Source organism: Corynebacterium argentoratense (assembly GCF_021491455.1).
Classification (GTDB): Bacteria; Actinomycetota; Actinomycetes; order Mycobacteriales; family Mycobacteriaceae; genus Corynebacterium; species Corynebacterium argentoratense_A.
Window position 1 is genome coordinate 1 of record NZ_JAKETN010000002.1, and the last position, 23,465, is coordinate 23,465.

21 protein-coding genes are annotated in these 23,465 nt (G+C 59.8%); 9 read left to right on the forward strand and 12 right to left on the reverse strand.

Features of this window, described 5'->3' with window-relative positions:
- Positions 1 to 227 precede the first annotated feature (227 nt).
- Genes L1C91_RS02440 through L1C91_RS02455 form a run of 4 tightly spaced genes read right to left on the reverse strand, consistent with a single transcriptional unit; the run spans position 228 to position 6,388 of the window.
- Positions 228 to 1,679 (reverse strand): phytoene desaturase family protein, encoded by a 1,452-nt coding sequence (locus L1C91_RS02440; RefSeq protein WP_234857869.1) that lies wholly within the window; start codon positions 1,677 to 1,679, stop codon positions 228 to 230.
- Between the two features lie 9 nt (positions 1,680 to 1,688).
- On the reverse strand, positions 1,689 to 2,303 hold the full coding sequence (locus L1C91_RS02445) for a DUF3239 domain-containing protein (RefSeq protein WP_234857870.1): 615 nt from the start codon (positions 2,301 to 2,303) through the stop codon (positions 1,689 to 1,691).
- Positions 2,304 to 2,313: 10 nt separating this feature from the next.
- On the reverse strand, positions 2,314 to 3,960 hold the full coding sequence (locus tag L1C91_RS02450; RefSeq protein ID WP_234857871.1) for a DNA repair helicase XPB: 1,647 nt from the start codon (positions 3,958 to 3,960) through the stop codon (positions 2,314 to 2,316).
- 10 nt (positions 3,961 to 3,970) lie between these two features.
- Positions 3,971 to 6,388: a helicase-associated domain-containing protein gene (locus L1C91_RS02455; protein WP_234857872.1), complete on the reverse strand. Its 2,418-nt coding sequence runs from the start codon at positions 6,386 to 6,388 to the stop codon at positions 3,971 to 3,973.
- A 69-nt stretch (positions 6,389 to 6,457) separates the two neighbouring features.
- On the opposite strand from L1C91_RS02455, the gene L1C91_RS02460 reads away from it, so the two are divergent.
- Positions 6,458 to 6,658 (forward strand): hypothetical protein, encoded by a 201-nt coding sequence (locus L1C91_RS02460; RefSeq protein ID WP_234857873.1) that lies wholly within the window; start codon positions 6,458 to 6,460, stop codon positions 6,656 to 6,658.
- Between the two features lie 70 nt (positions 6,659 to 6,728).
- On the opposite strand, the gene L1C91_RS02465 is transcribed toward L1C91_RS02460, so the two are convergent.
- Positions 6,729 to 7,346 (reverse strand): resuscitation-promoting factor Rpf1 domain-containing protein, encoded by a 618-nt coding sequence (locus L1C91_RS02465; protein ID WP_234857874.1) that lies wholly within the window; start codon positions 7,344 to 7,346, stop codon positions 6,729 to 6,731.
- Positions 7,347 to 7,641: 295 nt separating this feature from the next.
- On the opposite strand from L1C91_RS02465, the gene L1C91_RS02470 reads away from it, so the two are divergent.
- Positions 7,642 to 8,022 (forward strand): cold-shock protein, encoded by a 381-nt coding sequence (locus L1C91_RS02470; RefSeq protein ID WP_234653646.1) that lies wholly within the window; start codon positions 7,642 to 7,644, stop codon positions 8,020 to 8,022.
- A 48-nt stretch (positions 8,023 to 8,070) separates the two neighbouring features.
- Here L1C91_RS02470 and L1C91_RS02475 read toward each other — a convergent pair whose 3' ends face one another.
- On the reverse strand, positions 8,071 to 8,745 hold the full coding sequence (locus tag L1C91_RS02475) for a DUF3027 domain-containing protein (RefSeq protein WP_234857875.1): 675 nt from the start codon (positions 8,743 to 8,745) through the stop codon (positions 8,071 to 8,073).
- A gap of 68 nt (positions 8,746 to 8,813) precedes the next feature.
- Between L1C91_RS02475 and L1C91_RS02480 the strand changes: the two genes are divergently transcribed.
- Both L1C91_RS02480 and L1C91_RS02485 read left to right on the forward strand, forming a co-directional pair.
- Complete coding sequence (locus tag L1C91_RS02480) at positions 8,814 to 9,683, forward strand: glutaminyl-peptide cyclotransferase (RefSeq protein ID WP_234857876.1); 870 nt, start codon at positions 8,814 to 8,816, stop codon at positions 9,681 to 9,683.
- Between the two features lie 6 nt (positions 9,684 to 9,689).
- A complete protein-coding gene (locus L1C91_RS02485) occupies positions 9,690 to 10,229 on the forward strand; it encodes a DUF2771 domain-containing protein (protein WP_234857877.1) in 540 nt (179 codons plus the stop codon).
- Between the two features lie 43 nt (positions 10,230 to 10,272).
- Here L1C91_RS02485 and L1C91_RS02490 read toward each other — a convergent pair whose 3' ends face one another.
- Together L1C91_RS02490 and L1C91_RS02495 are read right to left on the reverse strand one after the other, a co-directional pair.
- Positions 10,273 to 11,052, reverse strand: a complete 780-nt coding sequence (locus tag L1C91_RS02490; protein ID WP_234857878.1) for an aminotransferase class IV — start codon at positions 11,050 to 11,052, stop codon at positions 10,273 to 10,275.
- Positions 11,053 to 11,170: 118 nt separating this feature from the next.
- Positions 11,171 to 12,862 (reverse strand): chorismate-binding protein, encoded by a 1,692-nt coding sequence (locus L1C91_RS02495; RefSeq protein WP_234857879.1) that lies wholly within the window; start codon positions 12,860 to 12,862, stop codon positions 11,171 to 11,173.
- Positions 12,863 to 12,998: 136 nt separating this feature from the next.
- Between L1C91_RS02495 and L1C91_RS02500 the strand changes: the two genes are divergently transcribed.
- Both L1C91_RS02500 and L1C91_RS02505 read left to right on the forward strand, forming a co-directional pair.
- Positions 12,999 to 14,432, forward strand: coding sequence for an NCS2 family permease (locus tag L1C91_RS02500; RefSeq protein ID WP_234857880.1), 1,434 nt, complete (start codon positions 12,999 to 13,001; stop codon positions 14,430 to 14,432).
- Positions 14,432 to 15,352: a TrmH family RNA methyltransferase gene (locus L1C91_RS02505; RefSeq protein WP_234857881.1), complete on the forward strand. Its 921-nt coding sequence runs from the start codon at positions 14,432 to 14,434 to the stop codon at positions 15,350 to 15,352. The genes L1C91_RS02500 and L1C91_RS02505 overlap by 1 nt, the downstream gene beginning before the upstream one ends.
- Positions 15,353 to 15,363: 11 nt before the next feature.
- On the opposite strand, the gene L1C91_RS02510 is transcribed toward L1C91_RS02505, so the two are convergent.
- The 3 genes from L1C91_RS02510 to serC form a co-directional block, all read right to left on the reverse strand.
- Positions 15,364 to 16,182: a DUF6928 family protein gene (locus L1C91_RS02510; RefSeq protein WP_234857882.1), complete on the reverse strand. Its 819-nt coding sequence runs from the start codon at positions 16,180 to 16,182 to the stop codon at positions 15,364 to 15,366.
- Positions 16,183 to 16,211: 29 nt separating this feature from the next.
- Entirely contained in the window at positions 16,212 to 17,210 is a 999-nt protein-coding gene (gene sepH / locus L1C91_RS02515) for a septation protein SepH (RefSeq protein ID WP_234857883.1), read from the reverse strand.
- A 137-nt stretch (positions 17,211 to 17,347) separates the two neighbouring features.
- Positions 17,348 to 18,478 (reverse strand): phosphoserine transaminase, encoded by a 1,131-nt coding sequence (serC, locus tag L1C91_RS02520; RefSeq protein WP_234857884.1) that lies wholly within the window; start codon positions 18,476 to 18,478, stop codon positions 17,348 to 17,350.
- Positions 18,479 to 19,130: 652 nt separating this feature from the next.
- Between serC and L1C91_RS02525 the strand changes: the two genes are divergently transcribed.
- Positions 19,131 to 20,429, forward strand: a complete 1,299-nt coding sequence (locus L1C91_RS02525; protein WP_234857885.1) for a citrate synthase — start codon at positions 19,131 to 19,133, stop codon at positions 20,427 to 20,429.
- 30 nt (positions 20,430 to 20,459) lie between these two features.
- Positions 20,460 to 20,822: an FKBP-type peptidyl-prolyl cis-trans isomerase gene (locus tag L1C91_RS02530; RefSeq protein ID WP_234653643.1), complete on the forward strand. Its 363-nt coding sequence runs from the start codon at positions 20,460 to 20,462 to the stop codon at positions 20,820 to 20,822.
- Positions 20,823 to 20,905: 83 nt separating this feature from the next.
- On the opposite strand, the gene L1C91_RS02535 is transcribed toward L1C91_RS02530, so the two are convergent.
- Positions 20,906 to 22,450 (reverse strand): acetyl-CoA carboxylase carboxyltransferase subunit alpha/beta, encoded by a 1,545-nt coding sequence (locus tag L1C91_RS02535; protein ID WP_234857886.1) that lies wholly within the window; start codon positions 22,448 to 22,450, stop codon positions 20,906 to 20,908.
- A 110-nt stretch (positions 22,451 to 22,560) separates the two neighbouring features.
- On the opposite strand from L1C91_RS02535, the gene L1C91_RS02540 reads away from it, so the two are divergent.
- Positions 22,561 to 23,406: an aldo/keto reductase gene (locus tag L1C91_RS02540; protein WP_234857887.1), complete on the forward strand. Its 846-nt coding sequence runs from the start codon at positions 22,561 to 22,563 to the stop codon at positions 23,404 to 23,406.
- Positions 23,407 to 23,465: the final 59 nt, after the last annotated feature.

A 23,465-nucleotide genomic window follows, 5' to 3' on the forward strand; every position in this document is an offset into this window, starting at 1 on the left:
GAAAAACGATAATTTTATATAGTTTTGTTTGTTGGGAAGGCGTCACTTGTTTGTTGGGTGGCGTCTTTCCTTTTTTGTGTGGTCATGATTGGGGGGGTGTTTGGGTGGTGGGGTGTGTGGGTGTTGTTTGTGGGTGGGGTGTGGGGTTGAACGATTATGAACCCGACGGGTGGGGTGGGTGAGTGTAGTAAAGCAACACACACCACACGCCCCTGGGGCAGCAACGATTATGAGCGCAGGATGTGGTTGGCGGCGATGGCCCCGGCCATTCCGTGGACACCGGCTCCGGGGTAGGCGGCTGCGCTGATGAGGTAGGTGTTGGGGTGGATTTGGTTGTGGTTGAGTAGATTGGCTGCGCGGTGGAGGAGTCCGGTGGGTCCCATGGTTCCGAGGGTGATGTCGCCGCCGGTGAGGTTGGGGTTCCATTGTTGTAGGTCGGATGGGGTTGTTGTGCGTGTTTCGACTATGCAGTCTTTGAAGCCGGGGGCGTAGTGTTCGATGCGGTCGGTGATGAGGTTTTTCATGTGTTGGGGTGTGGGGTCTTGGTAGCCGTGGGGTACGTGGGCGTAGGCCCATAGGTGGCGTGCGGTGCCACTGGTTGTGCCTGGTCCGTGTTGTGGTCGGCGGGTGGGGTCGGTGTTGTCTTGTTGGCAGACCATGATGAATGGATGTGTGGGGATTTTTCCGTGGTGGATGGTTTGTTCGGCGGTGATCATTTGTTGTGGTGTGCCGCCGAGGTGTACGGTGCCGGCTTTACTGGTTTCTGGGTTGGTCCAGGGGGTGGGTTCGCTTAGCCAGTAGTCGACTTTGTAGATGCCGGGTGCTTTGGGGATGGTTGGTAGTGGGTGTCCGGTGATGCGTTGTGCGGTGGCCCTGGTGGTGTTGAGTAGGGTGGGTTGGTTGTTGGGGGGTGGGTCTATGGGGTTGCTTATGGGGTGGTTGGTGTGGATGTGACCGCCGTTGTTTTTGATGATGGTGGCTAGCCTCTTGGTGATTTCGCCGCTTCCTCCGCGTGCGATGGGCCATCCTGTAGATTCTCCGAGTGCGGCGAAGAGTAGGCCGATGCCGGCTGTTCCGGGGAGGTTTGGGGGGCGGATGGCGTGGAGTGCGCAGCCGAGTAGTAGGGCGTGGGCGGCGTCATTGGTGAAGAGGGTGCTGGCTAAGACGCTGGCGGGCAGCATGCCTGTTGTGCCGAAGGTGAGGGCGGCTGCGGGGCTGCATAGGAGTTGTGCGCCGTGTCTTGGTGGGTCGAGGATTGCTTGGCCGATTGTTGTTGCGTTGCGTACTAGGGGTGTGAATAGGCGTTTCCAGGCGTTGGCGTCGGTGGGGGAGTGTTCGGCTAGTGCGTCGAGGGTGTCTTCTAGTGTGTTGCAGAGTAGGGCGACGCGCCCGTTTTCTAGTGGGTGCGCCATGGGGTAGGTGGGGTGCACCCATAGGTTTTGGGTGATGCCTAGATGGTTGAAGGCGGGGCTGATTGCTCCGAATGGGTGGCCTGCGGCGCCGAGGTCGACTATTCCACCGTTGTTGAATATGTCTGCGGATGAAGAGGCACCGCCGATGGTGGTGGTTTGTTCGTAGATGTGTACGTCGCGGCCGGCTTGGCTGAGTAGGGCGGCTGCGGTGAGTGCGTTAGGCCCGGATCCGACGATGTGGATGGGGTCGGATACGTGGGCGTTCATGGGGTAATTCTACAGTGGCAGCAGGTTGAAGCGGGTGCTGCGGACGTCTTCGAAGCGGTTTTTGTTTGCTTCGAGGAGGTTCCATTCGCGCCCCGGGATGCTCTTGATTGCTTCCTTCCACACAGTGGTGTCGGGGGTGGCCCAGTCGACGGGCATGGGGGAGACTTCTTCTAGTGTGCCTTGGCGGCTGCGGCGGCCTGGGACGGCGACTGTTGCTACGCGGTCGCCGAGTGCACAGGGGTGGCCGAGGCTTTTCATGGGCCTGACTGCGAGGGCGTAACGGTCCGCGGCGTCATTGATGCGGACGAGTGCCAGGAGTGTGAGGTCGTGGTCGCCTTTGGCTGCGACGATGGCGGGCGCTAGTGGGTAGGTGTTGTAGAGGTCTTGGGGGTCGCCGATGCGGCGGCTGACGGCGATCATGGAGCCGAGCATGAGGGCGGCTACGACAAGGAGGGATGCGGCGAAGAGTAGTCCGGTGGTGCTCAGGCCGCTGATGAAGTAGACGATGATCGCGGCGGCGACGAATGCGGCGCTGAGGATGTAGCCGGAGAGTTTGAGGCGGCCGGCGTCACGGTTGAATTCATTGTGGATTTTGTTGTGGGCGGCGTCTACGGGGATGTGCATATCAGATAGTTTAGATGGGGCTGATGAGATCGTCGGCATCGACGATGCGGTAGGCGTAGCCTTGTTCAGCGAGGAAGCGTTGGCGGTGGGCGGCGTAGTCGACGTCGAGGGAGTCTCGGGTGACGACGGAGTAGAAGTGGGCTTCTCCGCCGTCGGCTTTGGGACGGAGCAGGCGGCCAAGGCGTTGGGCTTCTTCCTGTCGGGAGCCGAAGGTTCCGGAGACTTGGATGGCGACGGCGGCTTCGGGTAGGTCGATGGAGAAGTTTGCGACTTTGGAGACGACGAGTACGTTGATGTCGCCGTTGCGGAATTGGTCGAATAGTTTTTCGCGGACGGTGTTGCGGGTTTTGCCTTCGATGACTGGGACGTCGAGGCGACGGCCGATGTCTTCCAGCTGGTCGAGGTAGGCCCCGATGATCAGGGTGGGTTGTCCCTTGTGCCGGTTTAAGATGCGGGTGACGACAGGGAATTTCTGTTCGCTGCAGGCGGCGAGACGGTAGCGTTCTTTGGGTTCTGCGGTTGCGTAGAGCATCCGTTCTGCGGGCTCCATGGTGCAGCGGACTTCGACGCAGTCGGCGGTGGCGATGAACCCTTGGGCTTCGATGTCTTTCCAGGGGGCGTCGTAGCGTTTGGGGCCGATGAGGGAGAAGACGTCGCCTTCACGCCCGTCTTCGCGCACGAGTGTTGCGGTCAGACCTAGTCGGCGCCGGGATTGCAGGTCGCTGGTCATGCGGAAGACAGGGGCGGGTAGCAGGTGCACCTCGTCGTAGATGATGAGGCCCCAGTCGCGAGAGTCGAAGAGCTCCAGTGCGCGGTACTCGCCTTTGGTTTTGCGGGTGACTACCTGGTAGGTGGCGATGGTTACGGGGCGGATTTCTTTTTTCTCACCCGAGTATTCACCAATTTCATCGGCGGTGAGGCTGGTGCGTTTGATGAGCTCGTCGCGCCACTGTCGGCCCGCGACGGTGTTTGTGACCAGGATGAGGGTGGTGGCTTGGGCCCGGGCCATCGCTGCGGCACCCACCATGGTTTTGCCCGCACCACAGGGCAGGACCACTACTCCGGAGCCACCCTCCCAGAAACTATCGGCGGCGTAGCGTTGGTAGTCGCGCAGCTCCCAGTCGTCTTCTTCGAGGGCGATGGGGTGGGCTTCACCATCGATGTAGCCTGCGAGGTCTTCTGCCGGCCAGCCGACTTTGAGTAGTTCTTGTTTGAGGCGGCCGCGTTCGCTGGGGTGGACGACGTAGGTGTGCTCATCTATGCGCGCACCCAACATGGGGGCGATCTTTTTCTGACGGGAGACTTCCGCCAGGATTGCGGGCTCTTCCGATTCCAAAATAAGCCCGTGGGCTGGATGTTTGTGTAACCGTACCCTGCCGTAGCGCGACATGGTTTCCGCGACGTCAATAAGCAGCGGTTGTGGTACAGGGAAGCGGGAGAATCGGTCGAGTACGTCCACGAGCTGTTCGGCGTCATGGCCTGCGGCACGCGCATTCCATAGCGCAAGCGGGGTGATGCGGTAGGTGTGCACATGCTCGGGTGCGCGCTCGAGCTCAGCAAAAGGTGCAAGTGCTGCGCGGGCAGCGTCCGCTTGGGGGTGATCGATCTCCAGCAGCACGGTCTTATCGGATTGGACGATCAAAGGGCCACTGGACAAAACGCACTCCTTAGAACTTCAGATCGCTGTCAGCCGGCACGAGGATGCCCGCCACCCGGTCGATGCTGACTCGACGGGGAAGACCCTGGGAATCAACCCCGGTTAATGCACCGCTCAGAATACGGCATGTGTCAAGCTGCAGCACCTGCAGGCCGCCCCGACTGTGCTCGAATTCGACGCGCACGGGCACCTTGGCTTGGGATGCCGCGGCGACCACGGGGATGACATCGCGCCCACTCAGCTGCTGCCCTTCCGCGTTGCATGCGGCCTGCCACTTGGGGGCGTCTTCCACACCGATGCGGCGAACAACGGCATCCACCATCGCAGGATCGAGGGGGGCGAGTTGGCTATCAAGTGTTGCCGGGGGACTGAACTGTCCGGCGGGGCGAGCCGTGTGACGGTCGGAGATTTCGAAGCGCCGCACACTCAAGTCAACAACCTCGCCGTCTAGCGACTCCGCGGCGGGGGAGAAACCGGCATTACGCAGCAGATCCAACAGCATTGTGGGCGCCACCGTACTGATTGCCACCGTGGGCGCAAGCAGCCGTAGCTCAGCCGAGGGCACGGCTTGTGCTGCGTGCGCCAGCATCTCCGGGTCCTCGCAGCGCAAAAAACAGCTTGCAGCCCCGACACGAAGCACCCCGTGTGCGCGTTCGGCATCGGCCAGAGCGTACACAAGCGGCTGGGGAAGTTCCCCCACTACATAAGTCTCCAGCAATGTTTTCATTTCCGGGACGCTGACGCCGCGTTCCAGACCGCGCGCAATGGACTCCGGGGAGATGCGGAATACGGTCGCAACACCCGCGGATTCTGTGTCGGCAAAAGCGAGCAGCATGCGTTGGACGTTCGGCGCCAGTGGGCCGGGCGCCAAAATGGTGTGGTCGGCTTGAGCAATCAGGTAATCCACAGGCTCCGGGAAGAGTTGTGCTGCCCGCTCCACACCTTCAAGCAGCAGCGATCCGGCCGCATACATCTCCACCCCATCGATGGTGTGGCGCGATACCAGCCCCAGCCACGAGGCCTCCCGAAGCACTGTGCCGAAGGCATCGTGTGGGTGCTTCGGAACATCGCCTGGGGCCAGCACAGACGCGATGTCAACAATGTCGTCCAGGGACAGCGCAACGACTGTTTCCGCATGCTGGTGGCAGTGCCGAAACACCCGCACCAGTAGCTTTTTGGTTGTCACCACGATGGGGTCGCTGTGCTCGGGGGCGAAGAGTTTTGGTTTCTGGTGTTGCTCCTCGGCGGTTTTCATTAATGACGCCGTGGAGAGCACCGACGCCAACCAGCCTCGCGCGAGCAGCCCCCAACGAGCCGCTTGGTCGGAATCGATCCACTGCTGGGAAGACTCCGTGACGGCAAGGAAGGAAAAACGCCCATAATCGGGTTCGGGGTGGGGCACGCCGACGGTCAGGAGGTCCGCGCCCCGCAGGACAGCGACAACGTCAGCCAACTGCTCGAACTCTAATCCGAGGGTTTTAGCCAGGGCGTTAGCAGCACGAACACCGACCTGCTCGGATGCGACCAGCTCGACCGGCTGCTGCTCGATAACAGTCACCACGTCGTAGGCCACGCGTACGACCTCCAGGGCGGCAGCGGCGCACGCATCATCAACCTGCTTGAGCGTGGGGCCGCCTGCGGGCGGAGTGTAACCGGGGTAGACCAGTGGGGCGAGGTGGCCTCCCTTGGCATAAGCGCGCACGGTGTTGGGCAGGCGCACTCGGCCTTCAACCGGGGGAGCGAGCTCCAGAACACCACGGCGAAGCAGCGAAGGCACAGGCGTGTGCGCCTCCAGATCCAACGAGCGGCTGAACCCATAGCCACCGCTGGTAGCCAGGGTAGTGACCACCCTGCGCTCCTCGGGGCTTAAACCCTCGAGCAGCTGCGGAATACTCGCTACAGGGATAGAGACATCCGCCAGCACACACAGTGCCGATGAATGGTTGAGAGGGTTATTGCGGGCATGGGGCGCGATCACAAAAGATTGTGGATTGCCCCACGCAATTCCCGCCACGATCAGATCGACGAAGGCACTGCGGAGTTCGGCCATACTGGGCCGGTAGTTGTCGCCCAATGACGCCGCGTCTGCCCTGGAGACAATGAGCGCCGCGACGTCATCAAGTTGAAAAGTGCGCGGGGTGTTTGCTCCGGAACGCTCGAGGCCATCGAGGCGCTGTTGCTCCGTGGCTTCAACAATTGCGGCAGATAGCGAAGACAAGGTGGGCGGGTAGGCCCTGTCCACGCAACGAGCGAGTTGTGTAAACGTTGACACTTGGGAGACTGTGCGCTCGGGCTGGTGGGCGACGATAGCGCAGATGACCTCGCGCGGACAGGTTGCCAGCCACTGTTCGTAGGAAGCGAGCTGCCCTTCAGCCGGTGCGAGAGTATCGAGAACACCGCTGGAGAAGCTGGCAGGGCAGGGATTCATAGCAGACAATTATCCCACAGTAGGGGTGAAGTCGTTGCAGTTAGTGCCCGCATCTGCGACAATGAGCACATGAGTAAAAGCGCTGATGTTGAGAAGAAGTCCTACGTAGACCCGGGCTGGCCTGCACACGTCGCTGGCGGCGGTCACCCCGTAACCGAGCTGGTCTCCAAGGTTGCTGGTGCATCCAGCCCCTATGGTGACGAGACCATCTTCCCCGTCCCCGCATCCCAGCTGGGTTACGTCCACCCCTACACCAAGGTCAATAAGTAATACTTCGAGTGCACAAGCAAAACCCCCGGACACTGCTTTTCCAGCAGGCCGGGGGTTTGTGTTGTGCAGATTAGTTGTTAGCCAGCAGAGCCTCAATGGTGCCGCGGTTAGCGTTGTAGAAGTTGTTGAACTCCGAACGGTTGGCGTTGTAGTAGTTGGTGATGAACGCGGGCATCTGGATGCCTGCACGGTTGAATGCGTCCTGCAGCTGCTTGAACAGTGCATCAGACGGCAGGGAGGAGTTCTCGCTGGAAGCCTCGACTGCGCGCTCAACGGTGCGCTCGACAGCCTGAACAGCGGGGGATGCTTGGACGTCGCGGAGGGTCGGTGCGGAACTCAGACCCAGGCGAGCGGAGCAGGACGGCCATGCGCCCCAGCCCTGGCCAGCCAGGACCTTCTCAGCGATCGCGATCTGTTGTTCGCGGGTTGCCTGGAAAGCGAAGGGGGCGAACTGGCCGCCACCGTATGCACGCCAGGTGGAGGGGGAGAACTGGAGGCCACCGTGGTAGCCGTTACCAGTGTTGATCTGCCAGTTGCCGCCGGCCTCGCACTGTGCCAGACGGTCCCAGTCAGAATCGGGCGCTGCGGAGGCGTTCGGGGCCAGGATGGTAGCAGCGGTGCCCAACGCGACGGTGGTAGCTGCGAGCTTGGTCGCTACGGACGAGTTTTTAGCTGCATGACGAGCCATGAAAATCCTCTCGAAGGAAGTGCTTGAATATCTCAGACCACCCTAGACGTTTATAACGAAATAGTCACGCTAAAAGCTCAAAAAGTTTGCAGATTTGTTACCAAATTTTAGAAAGTGCAGGTCAGGGCTGTAGGGGAGCGTTAAAAAAGTCAGTGTGATTCGCGTCGCCCTCAGTTATGCAGCGCAACGCCACGGTGCGCGCGAGGGAACAATAGCAGCCTGCGGCGCGTTAAAGTGGGCGTTAGGTTATAGCTCACCCCTCAACGAACGCGAAAACGATAAAAAGGAGAAACTCATGCCCATCGGCAAAGTGAAGTGGTACGACCCCGAACGCGGCTTCGGTTTCGTTAGCAACCCCGGTGAAGAAGACTGCTTCCTGCCCAAGTCCGTACTACCCGAGGGCATCGATGACCTCTACCCGGGGCAGAGGATCGAATTCGACTTTGTCGCCGGCCGCAAAGGCCCCCAGGTCCTGCGCATGGAAGTACTCGATCCCCCCAAGCACAAGGTGCATAAGTACAGTGCGGATCAGCTAGGGAGCATGGTCGCAGACTTAGTCACCCTTCTGGAAACCACGGTGCAGCCGGGACTCGCCGCCGGCCGATACCCGGAGAAAAAGGTGGGTCGCCAGGTCGCAGAGATCCTGCGCGTCGTCGCCACCGAGCTCGACGCCTAAGCAACCCCCGGAACATACGGGACCCAGCCCAGCCCATTGCCCTAGGTTCTAGACCAGGGGAATGGGCTTTTCGTCATCAAAGGCAGTGTGTTCCGCCTGGCCGAGGATCTCCGCCGGGGGCGTATCCGAGTGGGCACCGCAACCAAAACCAAGCTGCACAACCCTGCCGTCAGCGGAATACTCATTGGTGCACACACCGAAGCCTTGGCCAATGACCTCCCCGGCGGGGACACAAAAAGCACAGGTCTTACAGAACAACTTCGTCGCGCGAGCAAAATCCGAATTCGGACCAGTATCGCCTTTACGCCAGCGGTCCTTCGCAGCAGACAACCCCTGTTCACTCAGTGCGTAACCATCGTCACCGCGCTCAAGTCGGGGATCGTCCGGACGCGGAGGCATCTCATCATTAGGCCCCAAATCTCCCGGGCGGACACGATCTTCATAAGGAACCCACTCTGGGGTCTTCAACGCCTCATCGCCCGGCAGCAAAGCAACCTCATTAATGGTCACGTGCTCGCTGCCCGGGGCACAGGCCACAACAGCCGTCCACTCCCACCCCGGATAGCCCGGAACAGAGGCTGAGAAACGATGCAAAGCCAGATTTTCCCCCAAACGTCGAACCCCCAAATGACGCCCAACAGGCCCCTCATCGAGCTCAAGAAGCGCGGCGCGCGCAACGTCGCGGGCAGCATCGCCACACAGCGGTGTTGTTGAATCAGGCACCTGTCCATTATCCACGGTTGCCACCAGCAATCAACCCAGGCCCCACACCCTTCAGGCATGATAGAGCCATGCGCCACGCAACACACCAGCACGCCCGAGCACACGCGCGCGCACTCCTCATCATCTGTGCAGCAGCGCTCCCACTAGCCACCGCCTGCACACAAGTCGACCCCGACCACGTAGAACACTTACGGGCAGACGTCATCACCCGCTACCCATTCGACGCCGACAGCTTCACCCAAGGCCTCGAATTCGACGACACCGGTAACCTCCTCGTCTCCACAGGCTGGTGGGGTGAAGGCCGGGTCTACCGCACCACCATCGAAGGCAAAGAAACAGCCACCTCAGAAGTCCTCGACTCCGAACTATTCGGCGAAGGGATCACCGTCGCCCAACCATCCGGACCACTATGGCAACTCACATGGAAAGCCGGGACAGCCTACAAACGCGACCCCCACACCCTAAGAACACAAGACACCGTCACCTACCAAGGCCAAGGCTGGGGACTGTGCGCCTACGAGGACTACCTCGTCATGTCCGACGGTAGCGCAACCCTCACCCTGCGCGACCCACACACCTTTGACGTCATCGGCACACGCGACGTCATCAATCCAGACACGGGCGAAAAAATAGACAAACTCAACGAACTCGACTGCACCTACGACCGACACGGCCACAACACACCCCGAGTGCTAGCCAACCGCTTCCTCACCACAGACGTCTACGAAATCAACCCCGACGACGGCCACGTCACCGCACACATCGACGCATCCGGCCTGCCCAACAACGCAACACCCGACCCAAACAACGTCCTCAACGGCATCGCCACAGCCAACCCTCACGAACGCAACAGCGACGCAGGCACCGCAGGACGACTATTTATGACAGGCAAACGCTGGCCAGACCTGTACGAGGTCGCCCTCGTCAACGTAGAATAATCCCCCATGAGCGAGCCCACACACGACGCGACCACATCAACCGTCGAACCAGCACCCGAACGCAACACAAAAACTACCCTCATCCAAATTGGGGTCATGCTGGCCACCGTCGTCGTAGTCACCATCGCATTCCTAGGCTTCCGCACCTGGTGGAAACCCGCCGACCCGGAACCGCAAGACGTCCACATCACCGTCGCCACAGGGGACACAACAGAAGAAATAGCCCCCTACTCCGTGTGCGAACAAGGCGTCGAATGCCAAGAACAACCACTCACAGAACTAAGCTTCGGCGACGACGTGACCCTCACCCTCCCCGAAGCCATTTACGACCACGACTGGGCCTTGCTGAAAATCTACGACAACCCCGCCAAAAACGACCAGTCCTACTACGGCTCCCACGAAAAGCAGGAAATAACCCTGCCCACCCACGAAGACGACGCCCAACTAATGGTCATCGAAGTGTCCTCCCTGATGATCGGCCACGACGACCAAGGCGAAGAAACCCCCTACGTTGTCACCTGGTCAATCAGCTCCGACAAAGCCTAAAACCCAGGCGCAACACAACCATGGCTTCCGCCGACACGAGCGTTTAAACATCGTGTACAGACTGAGCCTGCGCCCACAAATAATCATTGACGACGCCGCGCAAATGTTCCCAGGCCGCAGGGCCCGCGACGTCATCAATTCCCGCAGCGCGAGCAACATGCTCCGGGATCTCGGGGCAAGACGTAGGCACCATAGCGGCATATTCCAACCAATGCGACACCGAACGAACCCCGGAAAAAGAATTCAACAACCACACATGCGAACGCATCAAGTGCGGCGGGCGCAAACCCAACTCGTGGCGAATCACCCGGAAACCCCAACGCTCAACCAGCGGCAACACTAAGCCGGCAGTCACCGACGCCAACGTCCGTGGATGCGTCGACACATGCACAACACCATCGGCATCAAACGCCAGGGGAGTGGAATAAAAACACTCCACGATCCGATCTCTCGGGGCCTCCGGGCAACCCAAAATACCCTCGGTAGCGCCCTTTTCATGAGCACGATGCATCAACACACCCAACATGTAAATATCCGGGCCCTTGACCGTGGGATTGTAGCGCTCATCCAGCACAGGATGGACACGAACAATCGCCGAATCCTCCACCACACGGTCCGGACGATGCGTCACCACCCAATGGGTGCCCTCCAAACTAATTTTCGGATTGCACGGTGCGGGGCCAAAACTACGCAGCCGGCCCAAGATCGCCCGCTCGACCTCGGTAGTCCACGGCACCGACTCGAGCGACGAATAGGTGCGCAAACGTTCGAGATGCAGGTCCAAACCACGAACCCTGCCATCAACCATCCGAAAAGAGGTCATCCCTAGGGAACTCACAAACCACGCACCTCGCAGAACTAACGTGCATAAAGCACACCTGTACAACACCACCGGCCGGCACCAAGAGGCACCGCGTGGACACACACGACCGCAGCACTACCTACGGCACATACTGTTGGCCTAGCAGCGCAAACAACGGCCGGGCCTTCACAAGGATCTCATCGTATTCATCATCTGGGTCGCTCAGCCACGTTATTGCACCGCCCACGCCGTAGTGCAGACGTCGCTGACGTAGCACGACGCAGCGAATCAGCATGGACAGGTCAATGTCGTCACAGTCAATGTAGCCCATCACCCCGGAATAATAACCGCGAGGGTGCCCTTCGTATTCCCGCAGAAGATCCATAGTTTTTTGCTTTGGTGCACCCGTCATCGAGCCGCCCGGGAAAGCAGCGAGCGTGGCGTCGATGGCGGAGATTTCCGGGCGCACGTGACCAGAAATAGTCGAAATCATCTGGGTGACCTGGGGGAGCTCGTAGATACCAAAAAGTTCCTCCACCGTGACGCTTCCCGGGGTGCATACGCGGGCGAGATCATTGCGCATGAGGTCGACGATCATCAGATTCTCCGCGCGATCCTTTTCGCTAGATAACAGTTCCGCGGGGTCGCTGCCGGCTGGGCGGGTTCCCTTAATCGGATGGGCCGAGATCGTGCGCCCACCCGCGGCTGTTGGCTGCTCGGGGCGGACGCGTATGAAGCGCTCCGGGGATGCTGAAATAATCGACACCTCGGGGCTCGTTAACATCCCGCGCATGGGTGCCGGCACCAGCGAGCGCAGGCGCACATACAGTTCAATCGCAGAAACCTCTTCAAGCAAGTTTGATGACGCCGCGGTGGTCAAGCACAACTCGTAGGAATCACCGCGGGCAATGGCCTGGCGACAACGTGAAATGGCCTCGCGGTAGTCCTCGCGGCTATCGCGGAAAGAAATGGCACTGGCCTGCGGTGCAGGGGGAACGCCGCCCAAAAGTTCCTCCGGTACGGCTCCTTCCCAACGCAGCTCATGCACGGGGTGAAACCATATACTCTGCGCACTATCGGCACCGGAGTTGTTGTTGGCGTGCAGCTGTGCGGCAGTGCTGCCATCCACCCCGCCTGTGGCCTCATAGGACAGGGCACCATACAGGGCGACATCTGTATCCAACGGCCCCTCCCAGTGCTCATTCCCGGCAGCGATGCGGGTGTATCCGTCGAATTCAAGCCACGCAAAATACGGGTAGCGGTGCGCCCACTCCCATGGCTTCAATGCACACAGCAGGACATTACGCACAAGGTCCACGCCCTGCTCAGTCGCAATGGACTCCGGGTGAAACTGCACACCCCACTGCGGTGCATCCGTCCGGCGGCAGGCCATGATCGAACCGTCGTCCGCGCGGGCCAGAACCTCCAACGCGGCGTCATTAAAATCTGTGATCTCCAAGGAGTGATAGCGCACAACCTCCATCGGCTGCGGCAACCCCGCGAACATTCCCGTGCCGCAATGCGACACCTGGCTGACACGGCCATGCATCGGAAACTGCGCGGGCCCTACCGTCGCGCCGGCCTCCATCGCAATGACCTGATGCCCCAAACACACCCCCACGCACGGCACGCCGCTGCGCACGGCCTCGATACTCAATCGCGCGTCCTCTGGTCGGCCGGGGCCGGGGGAGAGCACAAACACGTCGGCGTCCGCAGGCAATTCGCCGTCATGGGCAACCACCTGCGGAAAAACACCGACGGCGCGAAAAATCGCATCAGCTAACAGATGCGAAAAAGAATCCTGATTGTCGATCAACACAATGCGCGGCACGTAATACACCCTAAAGCACCCCTGGGTGAGTGGGGCTATGCCCAGTATTTGCCCATTGAGCGGACTCAGTGAGATTCTTTAAAGCGCCAGTTCACTGAGGGCGAACCCCGCCCCAGTACCTTTAAACGGAGAGTTCATGCAGCAAGCACTTGATCGCTACTTCCACATCTCGGAACGTGGATCCACCGTAGGCACCGAAGTACGTGGCGGACTCGTCACATTCTTCGCGATGGCCTACATCATCATTCTTAACCCGCTCATCCTCGGAACCACCGAGGACATCACAGGCCAAGCGCTTGGCGGCGCACGCGTTGCCGCAGTGACCGCACTGGCCGCAGGCGCCATGACCATCCTGTTTGGTTTGTTCGCGCGCTACCCATTCGGCATCGCCACCGGCCTGGGCATTAATACTCTTGTGGCCGTCACCTTGGTTGCCACTGAGGGTCTGACGTGGCCGGAGGCCATGGGCCTGGTGGTCATCGACGGTATCATCATCGTGTTACTGGCCGTATCGGGTTTCCGCGTCGCCGTCTTCAACGCCATCCCCCGCGAACTCAAAGCCGCAATGGGCGTGGGTATTGGCCTGTTCATCGCGATGATCGGCCTGGTTGATTCTGGTTTCGTCCGCCGTATTCCTGACGCCGCGGGCACCACCGTCCCCGTCGGCCTAGGCATCAATGGTTCCATCGCGTCGTGGCCGACCTTTGTTTTTGTGTGCGGTTTGGTCATCTGTGGCGTGCTGGTTGCCCGCAATACCCGTGGCGGATTGTTTATCGGCATCGTTGTGACCACCGTGATCGGCATGATTGTCGAGGCTCTCACCGGTGCTGGTCCTTCCTTCGTTGATGGCAAGCCCAACCCCACTGGATGGTCGCTTGCGGTGCCGACCCTGCCGGATTCCATCGGCGGTATGCCGGACCTTTCCCTCGTTGGTGCGGTTGATTTGGTGGGGGCCTTCAGCCGCATTGGTGTGCTCAGCGCCTCCCTTTTGGTGTTCACCCTTGTGCTCGCGAACTTCTTTGATGCCATGGGCACCATGACCGCATTGGGCAAGCAGGGCGGCTTGGTTGATGAGGACGGCAACCTTCCCGACATGAAGCGCGCCCTGATCGTTGAGGGCACCGGTGCCATCATCGGTGGCGGTGTGTCTGCTTCCTCCAACACTGTCTACATTGACTCCGCAGCGGGTATTGCTGACGGTGCGCGCACTGGTCTTGCGAACGTCGTCACCGGCGTGCTGTTTTTGGCCGCGATGTTCCTCACCCCGCTGTATTCCATCGTCCCGATTGAGGCCGCTGCACCCGTATTGGTTGTCGTCGGTGCCCTCATGATGGCGCAGATCAAAGACATCGACTTTTCCACCTTCTCTATCGCACTGCCCGCCTTCCTGATGATCGTGGTCATGCCTTTCACCTACTCGATTGCCAACGGCATCGGCGTCGGTTTCATCGCCTACGTTCTGATGGCTCTGGCGTCCGGCAAAGCTAAGCAAGTTCACTGGCTGTTGTGGCTGATCTCTGCATTGTTCCTTGTGTACTTTGCAGTCGATCCCATCATGAACGCTATCTAATGAGCACCCAGCCAGCTAGCTTTGATGCGATCGACGGGGTTGTACGCCTCGACGGTCCCCATGACCCCCGTTTGGACGATTTTCGGGATCTTAACAATTCTGATCACCGCCCCGATCTACCCGACGGCAAGGGGCTAGTTATCGCCGAGGGTGCACTGGTGGTTGGCCGGCTGGTTGACTCCCGCTACCCGGTGCGCGCAATCGTGGGCTTCGGGTCCAAACTGCGCGGCTTCATCGACGCATACGCCGAGGAACATGGCATTGCAGGCGAGGATCCGGAATCCGCCCGAGTTGCGTGCGTGCAGCACTTACACAGCTTAGGTATCGACGTCTATGAGGTGTCACGCGCACTGTTGGCCGAGGTCGCCGGTTTCGATATGCACCGAGGACTGGTCGCCGTAGCGCAGCGCACGGAGCCGCTGTCGGTGGCAGAAGCCATCGACGGGGCACGAACGGTGGTGGTGCTCGAAGGCGTGGGCGACTTAGAAAATATTGGTTCCATCTTCCGTAATGCAGCAGGAATGGGTGTTGACGCCGTGCTGTTCGGCGCCGGCTGCGCAGACCCCCTGTATCGCCGCGTGGTGAGGGTGTCGATGGGGCACGTTCTGCGACTTCCCTTCGCTTTCTTCGAGGGAAGCACACGCAACTGGCACCACAGTATGCAGCAGCTGCACGAGGCAGGCTTTAGCACTGTGTCGTTGACGCCCGACCCGCAGGCGCCGACAATCGCGGCCGCTCTACAAGGCGTCGAGAAAGCAGCGCTACTCGTGGGCGCTGAAGGGCCAGGCTTGAGCGAAAGAACCATGCACTACACCCACACCCGCGCACGGATCCCCATGGCGGAAGGCACAGACTCCCTCAACCTCGCCACCGCAGCAGCCATCGCATTCTACGAACGCGACAGGCACCTGCACGGCTAACCCCCGCGACGTCAGGAACGGTCGATGCGGCGCAAACGCTCGCGAGCCGAATGCGCCGCAGACTTCGCCGCATCACTCATGCCCGACAATAAGGTGCGGCCCACGTCGCTAGCCTTCGCGGCAGTATCACGCATGCGGGCGGTCATCTCGGCCTCCGCATCAATCGACAGATCCTCATAATCCGGCTCCAAAACCTCAGAACCGGTATCAACCGGGGCCACCGGCCGCGTCACCAACGGAACCTGCTTCGGCTCAGGGCGCCCATCGACCGCGAACGCCACAATATTGATCGGCGGGCCCTCCATCGACACATCAACCCCCAGCCACCCCTGCTGGGACGCCACAGCCAACTCCACCGGATCAAAAGGCAACAAAATGCCCCCGTCAGTGCGTTCCTGGGACCAAAAAGGCAACTCGAAAGGCTCGGGCACGCCTTCGTCTTCGAAAATCCGGTCAGGGGTCGCAAAAAAACTACGGCGCAGAACGCCACCCGAAAAATGTGCAAAGCCCCCAAGCCCAGTGGACTCATTGACCGCGCTGATATATACATCAGCCGCTGGCAGAGCAGTCAGCAAAAAATCAGGCAAGTGCGCCACACTGCGTGCGTCTTCCACCACCGTCTGGATAATGCCCACACCCGGAAAACCCGCAATATAAAATTCGCCGGTGGACGTCGGAACACTGCGGTTCATCGAAAACTGGCCAATGGGGGTGATCGGCCACGAAGGATTCAACTGGGCCAACAGTTTCCGGCCGAAACCACGATCCGCCCGAGGATGAGAATTGATCACCGCAGCAACATCCGCAGCGGTGACAAACCACGCGGTCACAACCGCACTGCAATCCACGACGATCCCCGCTAGCTACGTGGCCGCTTCGTGTTGGCACGAACCCCCAACAGGACGTCCTCCCAGTGAGGAGTCACGGCCTTGCGGCGACGCTTGGAGGAAGGCTCCTGACCTTCCCGCTGGGGGGCCTGGGAATCCGACTGCTCGGCCCCAGCGTCGCCGTCGGCAGCAGAAACATCAGCGGCATCGGACTGCGCAGCGGCAGGGGTTTCGACAACGCCAGTCAGCTCTGACAGAAGATCCATTTCTTGGGTGTCTTCCGCAGAAGGGCGGGGCCGGTGGACGCTGACTTTGCGCACTGGCTGGATGAACTCCGGATCGATCACATCAGCCGCGATGGCGTTTCTTGCCACAGCAGTGGACTGGCCGAAATTCTTGGTATGCAGTGACCACTCAGCCGTATTCTCCGACAGGCCGGCCTTCCACGACACGCTCACCACCCACTGGTTGGATGCATCACGGTAGGAATCCCACTCGGCAGATTCCAAATCGATACCACGGGCGGCGAAGGCAGTCGCCAAAATCTCCCACAGGGTGAGCTTGGCCGGGCCGTCGTCACGCACCGGATAGGCCTTCTTGGCGATCTCAGCCATCCGCGAACGCTCCAACAGCACCGGGTAGGCGTAGTCGTCGATGCGCTCCACAGAGACTCCAGCTAGCTCCGCAACCTCTTCGACGGTAGCGCCCGCGCGAATACGCTCCTGAATCTCCTTTGGGCGCAGCTTGAGCGGCTGCGAACGCGGCGACTCAACGGGTTCAGCTGCGGGTTCAGCGGGGGAGGAAGCGACGTCATCTCCTGGCGTCGCAGTCTCGGCAGAAGCCTCAACTGTGGAGACATCAGCGCGGCCGCGAGAGGACTCTAATGCACTGGCCAGGGCGTCAATATCCTGAGGCGACAAGGTATCCAGGGCCAGGAAAAACTGCTCCTGGGCACCATTGGCAGAAGAATCGGAGGTAAACACCAAAGAATTACCATCAGACTCGGTGCTCTCAAAGCGAAGCTCACGCATCGTTACTCCTGACCCTAACGCGAATACAATTGTGCTCCACTTTAACGCACAAAACGGCCCAGCAAGCAGATGCCGGGCCGTTGACGCCACACACTAACGCGGCGTCACAAGCAGGTAAAAGAAAGCACTACCCACCTTTAGCGGGCTGCGTAACCACCATCGAGGATGAAATCAATCGCCTTGGTCAAGGTGGCAACATCGGTGGAATCAATAGCCGGGAACATGCCGACGCGCAGCTGATTGCGCCCAAGCTTACGGTAGGGCTCGACGTCAACAATTCCATTGGAACGCAGAATCTTCGCGACAACAGATGCATCCACGGCGTCATCAAAATCAATGGTGCCGACAACCAGCGAACGCTTCGCGGGATCAGCCACGTAGCAAGAGGTTTCGGGGCGAGCCGTGGCCCAATCGTAAAGAATGGAAGAAGACTCGGTGGTACGAGCAACCATGGCATCCAAGCCACCCTGAGCGTTCATCCACTGCACCTGATTGTCCATCAACAACAATGTGCCCACAGCCGGGGTGTTGTAGGTCTGATTCTTGCGGGAGTTGTCGACAGCAGTCTGCAGGTTCAAAAACGACGGGATGAAGCGGTCAGACGCATTGATCTTTTCGATGCGCTCCAAAGCGGCGGGGCTCATGGCAGCGAACCACAGGCCACCATCGGAAGCGAAGCACTTCTGGGGAGAGAAGTAGTACACGTCAGCCTGCGACATGTCGACAGGCAGACCACCTGCGCCACTGGTGGCGTCGATAGCGACCAGGGAGCCCTCGGACCCTGCGGGGCGAGTGACAGGAACCATCGCGCCGGTGGAGGTTTCGTTGTGTGCCCAACCGATGAGGTCGCAACCATCCATGGCTACAGGCTCGGGAGCATCACCGGGATCAGTGGAGACCAAGGTGGGCTCCTCCAGCCACGGAGCCTTAGCGGAAGCAGAGGCGAACTTAGAGGAAAACTCACCGAAAGTAAGGTGGCCGGAGCGCTTCTCGATCAAACCATAGGTTGCGGCGTCCCAGAAAGCGGTGGCGCCACCCAAAGACAGGACGATCTCGTAGCCCTCAGGCAAACGGAAGAGCTCGCTGAGACCCTCACGGATAGAGCCGACCACATTCTTTACTGCGGGCTGACGGTGCGAGGTGCCCATAATGGACGTTGCGCCATCGACGATCGCCTGGATCTGCTCGGGGCGAACTTTGGAAGGGCCGCAGCCGAAGCGGCCATCAGCGGGTTGAAGATCGTTGGGGAGGGTGGGCATGTCGGACATCCGGGTACCTTCTCTAATTCCTGGCTCTCAAGGGACAGTGCTCTACCAAGCACATGCTCTTCCAGAGTACTGCACCGCCTGCGCAGGTGTTTGCGTCATACCCCTTATGTGGGGCACCGCGCCAAGAGTGGTTTACCCCCGACTAGGGGGTGGGTGCAAAGTCTGAAAAACCTCCAATGGTCGTTAGGCGCCCAGGCTTACGAGGCTACCGAGGTGCGCATCATCAATTGCCCCGGCTGGGCGGAGGATTATTCGGGTGCCGTTGGCTCCTAACGCTGCACAAATGGGGGGATGGTCACAAACTTTGCTAAACTGCGACCAACACCACGAAACTTCGGTGATAACGATATATAAGCAGGTGCTTGAGGGGCACAACCGGCCCAAAAACCCGCCGCCTTCCAGTGAATAAAACGTGATACAAGCAGCAACATTGTTGCTCCCGCTTACCTTTCACTGTCAGCTGCGGTAGTGTGGCTCTGATCGCTTAAATGATTGTCTCGATCTTGGAGGGCTTTCCCCATAAGGGATGCCGACCAAGTGGCAGGCAAGGCATGTGAGTAAAACAAAGCCCGAATGCGGTGCTAGCCCCGCAACAAGCCGGTGGAATCCCTCATCCTAGGGAGACCGCTTCACAAGTTTGAAAGGTAATACTGTGGCTACAGAGAACAAGGACAAGGCCATACTGAGCTACCCCGGCGGCGAGTACGAAATGGATATCGTGCGCGCTACCGAAGGCAACGACGGTATCGTCCTCGGCAAGCTTCGCGACGCAACCGGCTTGGTCACTTACGACCCCGGCTACGTCAGCACCGGCTCTACCGAGTCCGCAATTACCTACATTGATGGTGAGAAGGGCATCCTCCGCTACCGCGGTTACGCAATTGAAGACCTCGCGGAAAAGACCACCTTCAATGAGGTTTCTTACCTGTTGATCCACGGAGAGCTGCCCACCCAGGAACAGCTCTTGGCTTTCAACGACGAAGTTCGCCACCACACGCTGCTGGACGAGGACTTTAAGAAGCAGTTCTCTGTCTTCCCGCGCAACGCGCACCCCATGGCTGTGCTGGCTTCCTCGCTGAACATCCTCTCGACCTACTACCAGGACGAGCTTGATCCCCTGAACCCTGATCACCTTGAGAAGGCCACCGTCCGACTCATGGCTAAGGTTCCGATGCTTGCCGCTTACGCACATCGTGCACGCCACGGCGAGCCCTACATGTACCCCGACAACTCCCTCAACGCGCGTGAAAACTTCCTGCGCATGATGTTCGGTTTCCCGACCGAGCCCTACGAGGTTGATCCCCTCCTAGTCAAGGCACTCGATCAGCTGCTGATTCTGCACGCTGATCACGAGCAGAACTGCTCCACCTCCACTGTCCGCATGGTTGCCTCCGCTCAGGCAAACATGTTCGTGTCCGTGGCTGCAGGCATCAACGCACTGTCCGGCCCGCTGCACGGCGGCGCCAACCAAGCTGTGCTCGAGATGCTTGACGAAATCAAGGCCAACGGCGGTGACGCAACCGACTTCATGAACCGCGTGAAGAACAAGGAGCCCGGCGTTCGCCTCATGGGCTTCGGTCACCGCGTCTACAAGAACTACGATCCCCGCGCGGCCATCATCAAGAAGACCGCCCACGAAGTTCTCGAGAAGCTCGGCGGCGACGACACCCTCGAGCTCGCCATGAACCTCGAAGAGATTGCTCTCGCTGACGACTACTTCATCAGCCGCAAGCTCTACCCGAACGTTGACTTCTACACCGGCCTGATCTACCGCGCCATGGGCTTCCCCACGGACTTCTTCACCGTCCTGTTCGCAATGGGCCGCCTTCCCGGCTGGATCGCTCAGTACCGCGAACTCGTGGAGAACCCCGCATCCAAGATCTACCGCCCGCGCCAGATCTACACCGGCGAAGCCTTCCGCAGCTTCGTTCCTCGCGATCAGCGCAAATAAAAACTAGACCGAGGAGAAAACATGTCAGACATGGAAAAACCCCAACTGGAAGCTGGCGACCCGAAAGCCCTTCCCACTGAGCTTGTTGTCGAAGACATCATCGTCGGCGATGGGGAAGAAGCAACCCCCGGTGCCAACGTTGAGGTGCACTACGTCGGCGTTGACTACGCCGATGGTGCAGAGTTCGACTCCTCCTGGGACCGCGGCCAGTCCATCAGCTTCCCATTGAGGGGCCTCATCCAGGGCTGGCAGGACGGAATCCCCGGAATGAAGGTGGGCGGTCGCCGCAAGCTGATCATTCCCCCGGCACTCGCCTACGGCGAAAAGGGTGGCTTCCACCCCTTGGCAGGTAAGACGCTGATCTTCATGATCGACCTGATCGACGTCAAGTAGGCCCCGGCCACCCTAGCCAGACTATAAACTGCCGGGCCCTGCACTCACAGTGCAGGGCCCGGCAATTTTCGTATGTATCCCGTCTAGACGTCAGGGTTGTCGGCAAGCGCCTCATAATGGCGGAAGCGCTGCTCACGGCCAACACGTTGAGGCTCATGATCCAGGGTCCACAAGGCGTGCGCCACACTGTCGACAACGCGTTGGATGAACGCCTCCGGTTCCTCCGCGGCGTCATCACGCTCAGCAATCAATCGATCCACCAAGCCCACGTCCTTCAGGGCCCAAGACGACACCCTTTGACGCTCCATCATGGCAGGGGCATGCGTAGTATCGCGGTACATGATCGCCGACGCACCTTCCGGCGGAAGCGGAGACAACCAGCCGTGCTCAGCGCACAACACGCAGTCGGCAGGCAACATGGACAGAGCTCCGCCGCCGCAGCCCTCGCCCAGAATCACCGACACCGTAGGCACATCCACATCGACAAGCTCGCCAAGCGTGCGAGCAATCGATCCTGCCATGCCGTTTTCCTCCGCATGCTGCGACAATTCTGCACCGGGTGTGTCGATGATGCTGACCAACGGAAGCTTCAACTCGTGAGCCAAAGCAATACCGCGGCGGGCAAAACGCAAAGCCTCCGGGCCAAGCCACGCAGCGCCGTGGGGCGGCTGCTGCTCACGATTCTGCGCGATGAGAACAACGGGGCGACCAGCGATGCGACACAACGCGACCGTCACCGCGGGGGAGCGACGTCCATCGCCGGTGCCCGACAGCTCGATCAAATGGTGGGACAGACGCTCGACAATAGCCCGTGCACCCGGCCGCTGCGGATTACGCGTGCGTTCGATGGACTCCCACACGCTTGCCTCTGGCTTCCTGAGCGGTTCTTCCGGTTGTTGGGGTTGATCGGTGGAAGATACAGGACGCAGAACATCGATGATCTTTAAGACAGCGACGCGCAGCTGGTCCGGATCGACAACCCCGTCGATGACACCGTGCTTGGCGAGGTTTTCCCCACTCTGCACGCCTTCCGGCATGGGTGTGCCTGTGGTCAGCTCGACAACCCGCGGGCCCAAGAAGCCGAGCAGAGCGTTGGGTTCCGCGAAGGTGAAGTGCCCAGCAGAGCCCCAGGAGGCCATCACGCCGCCGGTAGTGGGATTTCTCAGGTAAACCAAAAATGGAAGGTTCGCGTCCTTATGCCGGTATACAGCGGTGGTGATTGACACCATGAGTGCGAACGCAGGTGTGCCTTCCTGCATGCGGGTGCCGCCCGAAGAAGGGGAGATAAGCAAAGGTAGGCGCTCGTGGGTGGCGCGGTGAATACTTGCAATGATGCGCCGTGCGGTTGCCGCACCGATGGAACCGCCCAAGAAGCCGAACTCGCTGACGATGAAGGCGACCCGGGCGCCACCGACCAGCCCTTCGCCGGTGATGACAGATTCATCCACCCCAGTCTTTTCGCGTGCCCTGGAGAGACTAGCGGCGTAGTCATCGTCGATATCGCCATAGTCGGGTGGAGTGTCCCAGGAAACAAACGTGCCCTCATCTAGTACGTGGCTGATGAGCTCTTTAGCGCTGGTGTGTTTCGTTTTAGCATTTGAATCGGTGCTTTTAGACTGCGTGCTCATAGTGACAAGACTAAAACATGGGCACACCGAGTGCGCTGGTTTTTATTTTCGGGGGCACCCGCTGGCCGGGGTTCCTGCACGCGCGCCGCATATTGACTTGAATAGACACTATGGCTACTTCTCTCACCCTCAACGATGGTTCCCCGATCCCACAGCTTGGTCTCGGGGTGTACAAGATGAGCAACGACGAGGCTTACTCGGCCATTCGCCATGCAATCGAGGTCGGATACCGGCACATCGATACTGCAGCGCTCTACGACAACGAAGTTGGGGTGGGTAAAGCTGTCAATGACGCCGTGGCTGCGGGGGACGTATCGCGCGAAGAGCTGTTTGTCACCACCAAATTATGGAATGACCAGCACCACCAGGCTGAGGTCGCGTTCCAACAGTCTCTTGAGCGCCTGAACCTCGACTACATCGACCTTTATCTTGTGCACTGGCCAGTGCCGGCTCAGGGGCTAGCCAACCAGGCGTTCAGCTCGATGGCCAAGCTTCAAGGCATGGGCACTGTTCAGTCTCTCGGCGTGTGCAATTTCTACGAAGAAGCCCTCGAGTCTTTGATCGCTGAATGCGGGATCACCCCAGCTGTCAACCAGGTTGAGCTTCACCCGGGCTTCTCGCAAAAGCCATTGCGGGAATTCAACGAGGGCCTGGGGATCCTCACCGAAGCATGGTCCCCGCTTGGTAGGGGGGCCAATATTGAGGATCCCACCATCGTCTCCCTGGCAGAGGAACTAGGTAGGACCCCCGCGCAGGTGATCATCCGCTGGCACCTGCAACTCGGCAACATTGTTATTCCAAAGTCTGTGACCCCGGACCGCATCGAGGAAAATTTCGATGTTTTCTCCTTCGAGCTGACCCCAGCGCAGATAGACTCGATCAGTGCTATGGATCCGGAGGACCCCGAGGCCGGCCGCATGAGCAACAACCCGCGCCTATGGCCTGAGGTCTCTTAGAGGCCACAGTACAAACAGCCCTCCCGCCGACCCGCCCCTTTTGGAGTGAAAAGACACTG

Excerpts from the sequence above, each read along its gene's own strand:
- L1C91_RS02440 (WP_234857869.1), bottom strand. The coding sequence starts at position 1,679 with ATGAACGCCCACGTATCCGACCCCATCCACATCGTCGGATCCGGGCCT.
- L1C91_RS02445 (WP_234857870.1), bottom strand. The coding sequence starts at position 2,303 with ATGCACATCCCCGTAGACGCCGCCCACAACAAAATCCACAATGAATTC.
- L1C91_RS02455 (WP_234857872.1), bottom strand. The coding sequence starts at position 6,388 with ATGAATCCCTGCCCTGCCAGCTTCTCCAGCGGTGTTCTCGATACTCTC.
- L1C91_RS02460 (WP_234857873.1), top strand. The coding sequence starts at position 6,458 with ATGAGTAAAAGCGCTGATGTTGAGAAGAAGTCCTACGTAGACCCGGGC.
- L1C91_RS02465 (WP_234857874.1), bottom strand. The coding sequence starts at position 7,346 with ATGGCTCGTCATGCAGCTAAAAACTCGTCCGTAGCGACCAAGCTCGCA.
- L1C91_RS02470 (WP_234653646.1), top strand. The coding sequence starts at position 7,642 with ATGCCCATCGGCAAAGTGAAGTGGTACGACCCCGAACGCGGCTTCGGT.
- L1C91_RS02480 (WP_234857876.1), top strand. The coding sequence starts at position 8,814 with ATGCGCCACGCAACACACCAGCACGCCCGAGCACACGCGCGCGCACTC.
- L1C91_RS02485 (WP_234857877.1), top strand. The coding sequence starts at position 9,690 with ATGAGCGAGCCCACACACGACGCGACCACATCAACCGTCGAACCAGCA.
- L1C91_RS02490 (WP_234857878.1), bottom strand. The coding sequence starts at position 11,052 with ATGACCTCTTTTCGGATGGTTGATGGCAGGGTTCGTGGTTTGGACCTG.
- L1C91_RS02500 (WP_234857880.1), top strand. The coding sequence starts at position 12,999 with ATGCAGCAAGCACTTGATCGCTACTTCCACATCTCGGAACGTGGATCC.
- L1C91_RS02505 (WP_234857881.1), top strand. The coding sequence starts at position 14,432 with ATGAGCACCCAGCCAGCTAGCTTTGATGCGATCGACGGGGTTGTACGC.
- sepH (WP_234857883.1), bottom strand. The coding sequence starts at position 17,210 with ATGCGTGAGCTTCGCTTTGAGAGCACCGAGTCTGATGGTAATTCTTTG.
- serC (WP_234857884.1), bottom strand. The coding sequence starts at position 18,478 with ATGTCCGACATGCCCACCCTCCCCAACGATCTTCAACCCGCTGATGGC.
- L1C91_RS02530 (WP_234653643.1), top strand. The coding sequence starts at position 20,460 with ATGGAAAAACCCCAACTGGAAGCTGGCGACCCGAAAGCCCTTCCCACT.
- L1C91_RS02535 (WP_234857886.1), bottom strand. The coding sequence starts at position 22,450 with ATGAGCACGCAGTCTAAAAGCACCGATTCAAATGCTAAAACGAAACAC.
- L1C91_RS02540 (WP_234857887.1), top strand. The coding sequence starts at position 22,561 with ATGGCTACTTCTCTCACCCTCAACGATGGTTCCCCGATCCCACAGCTT.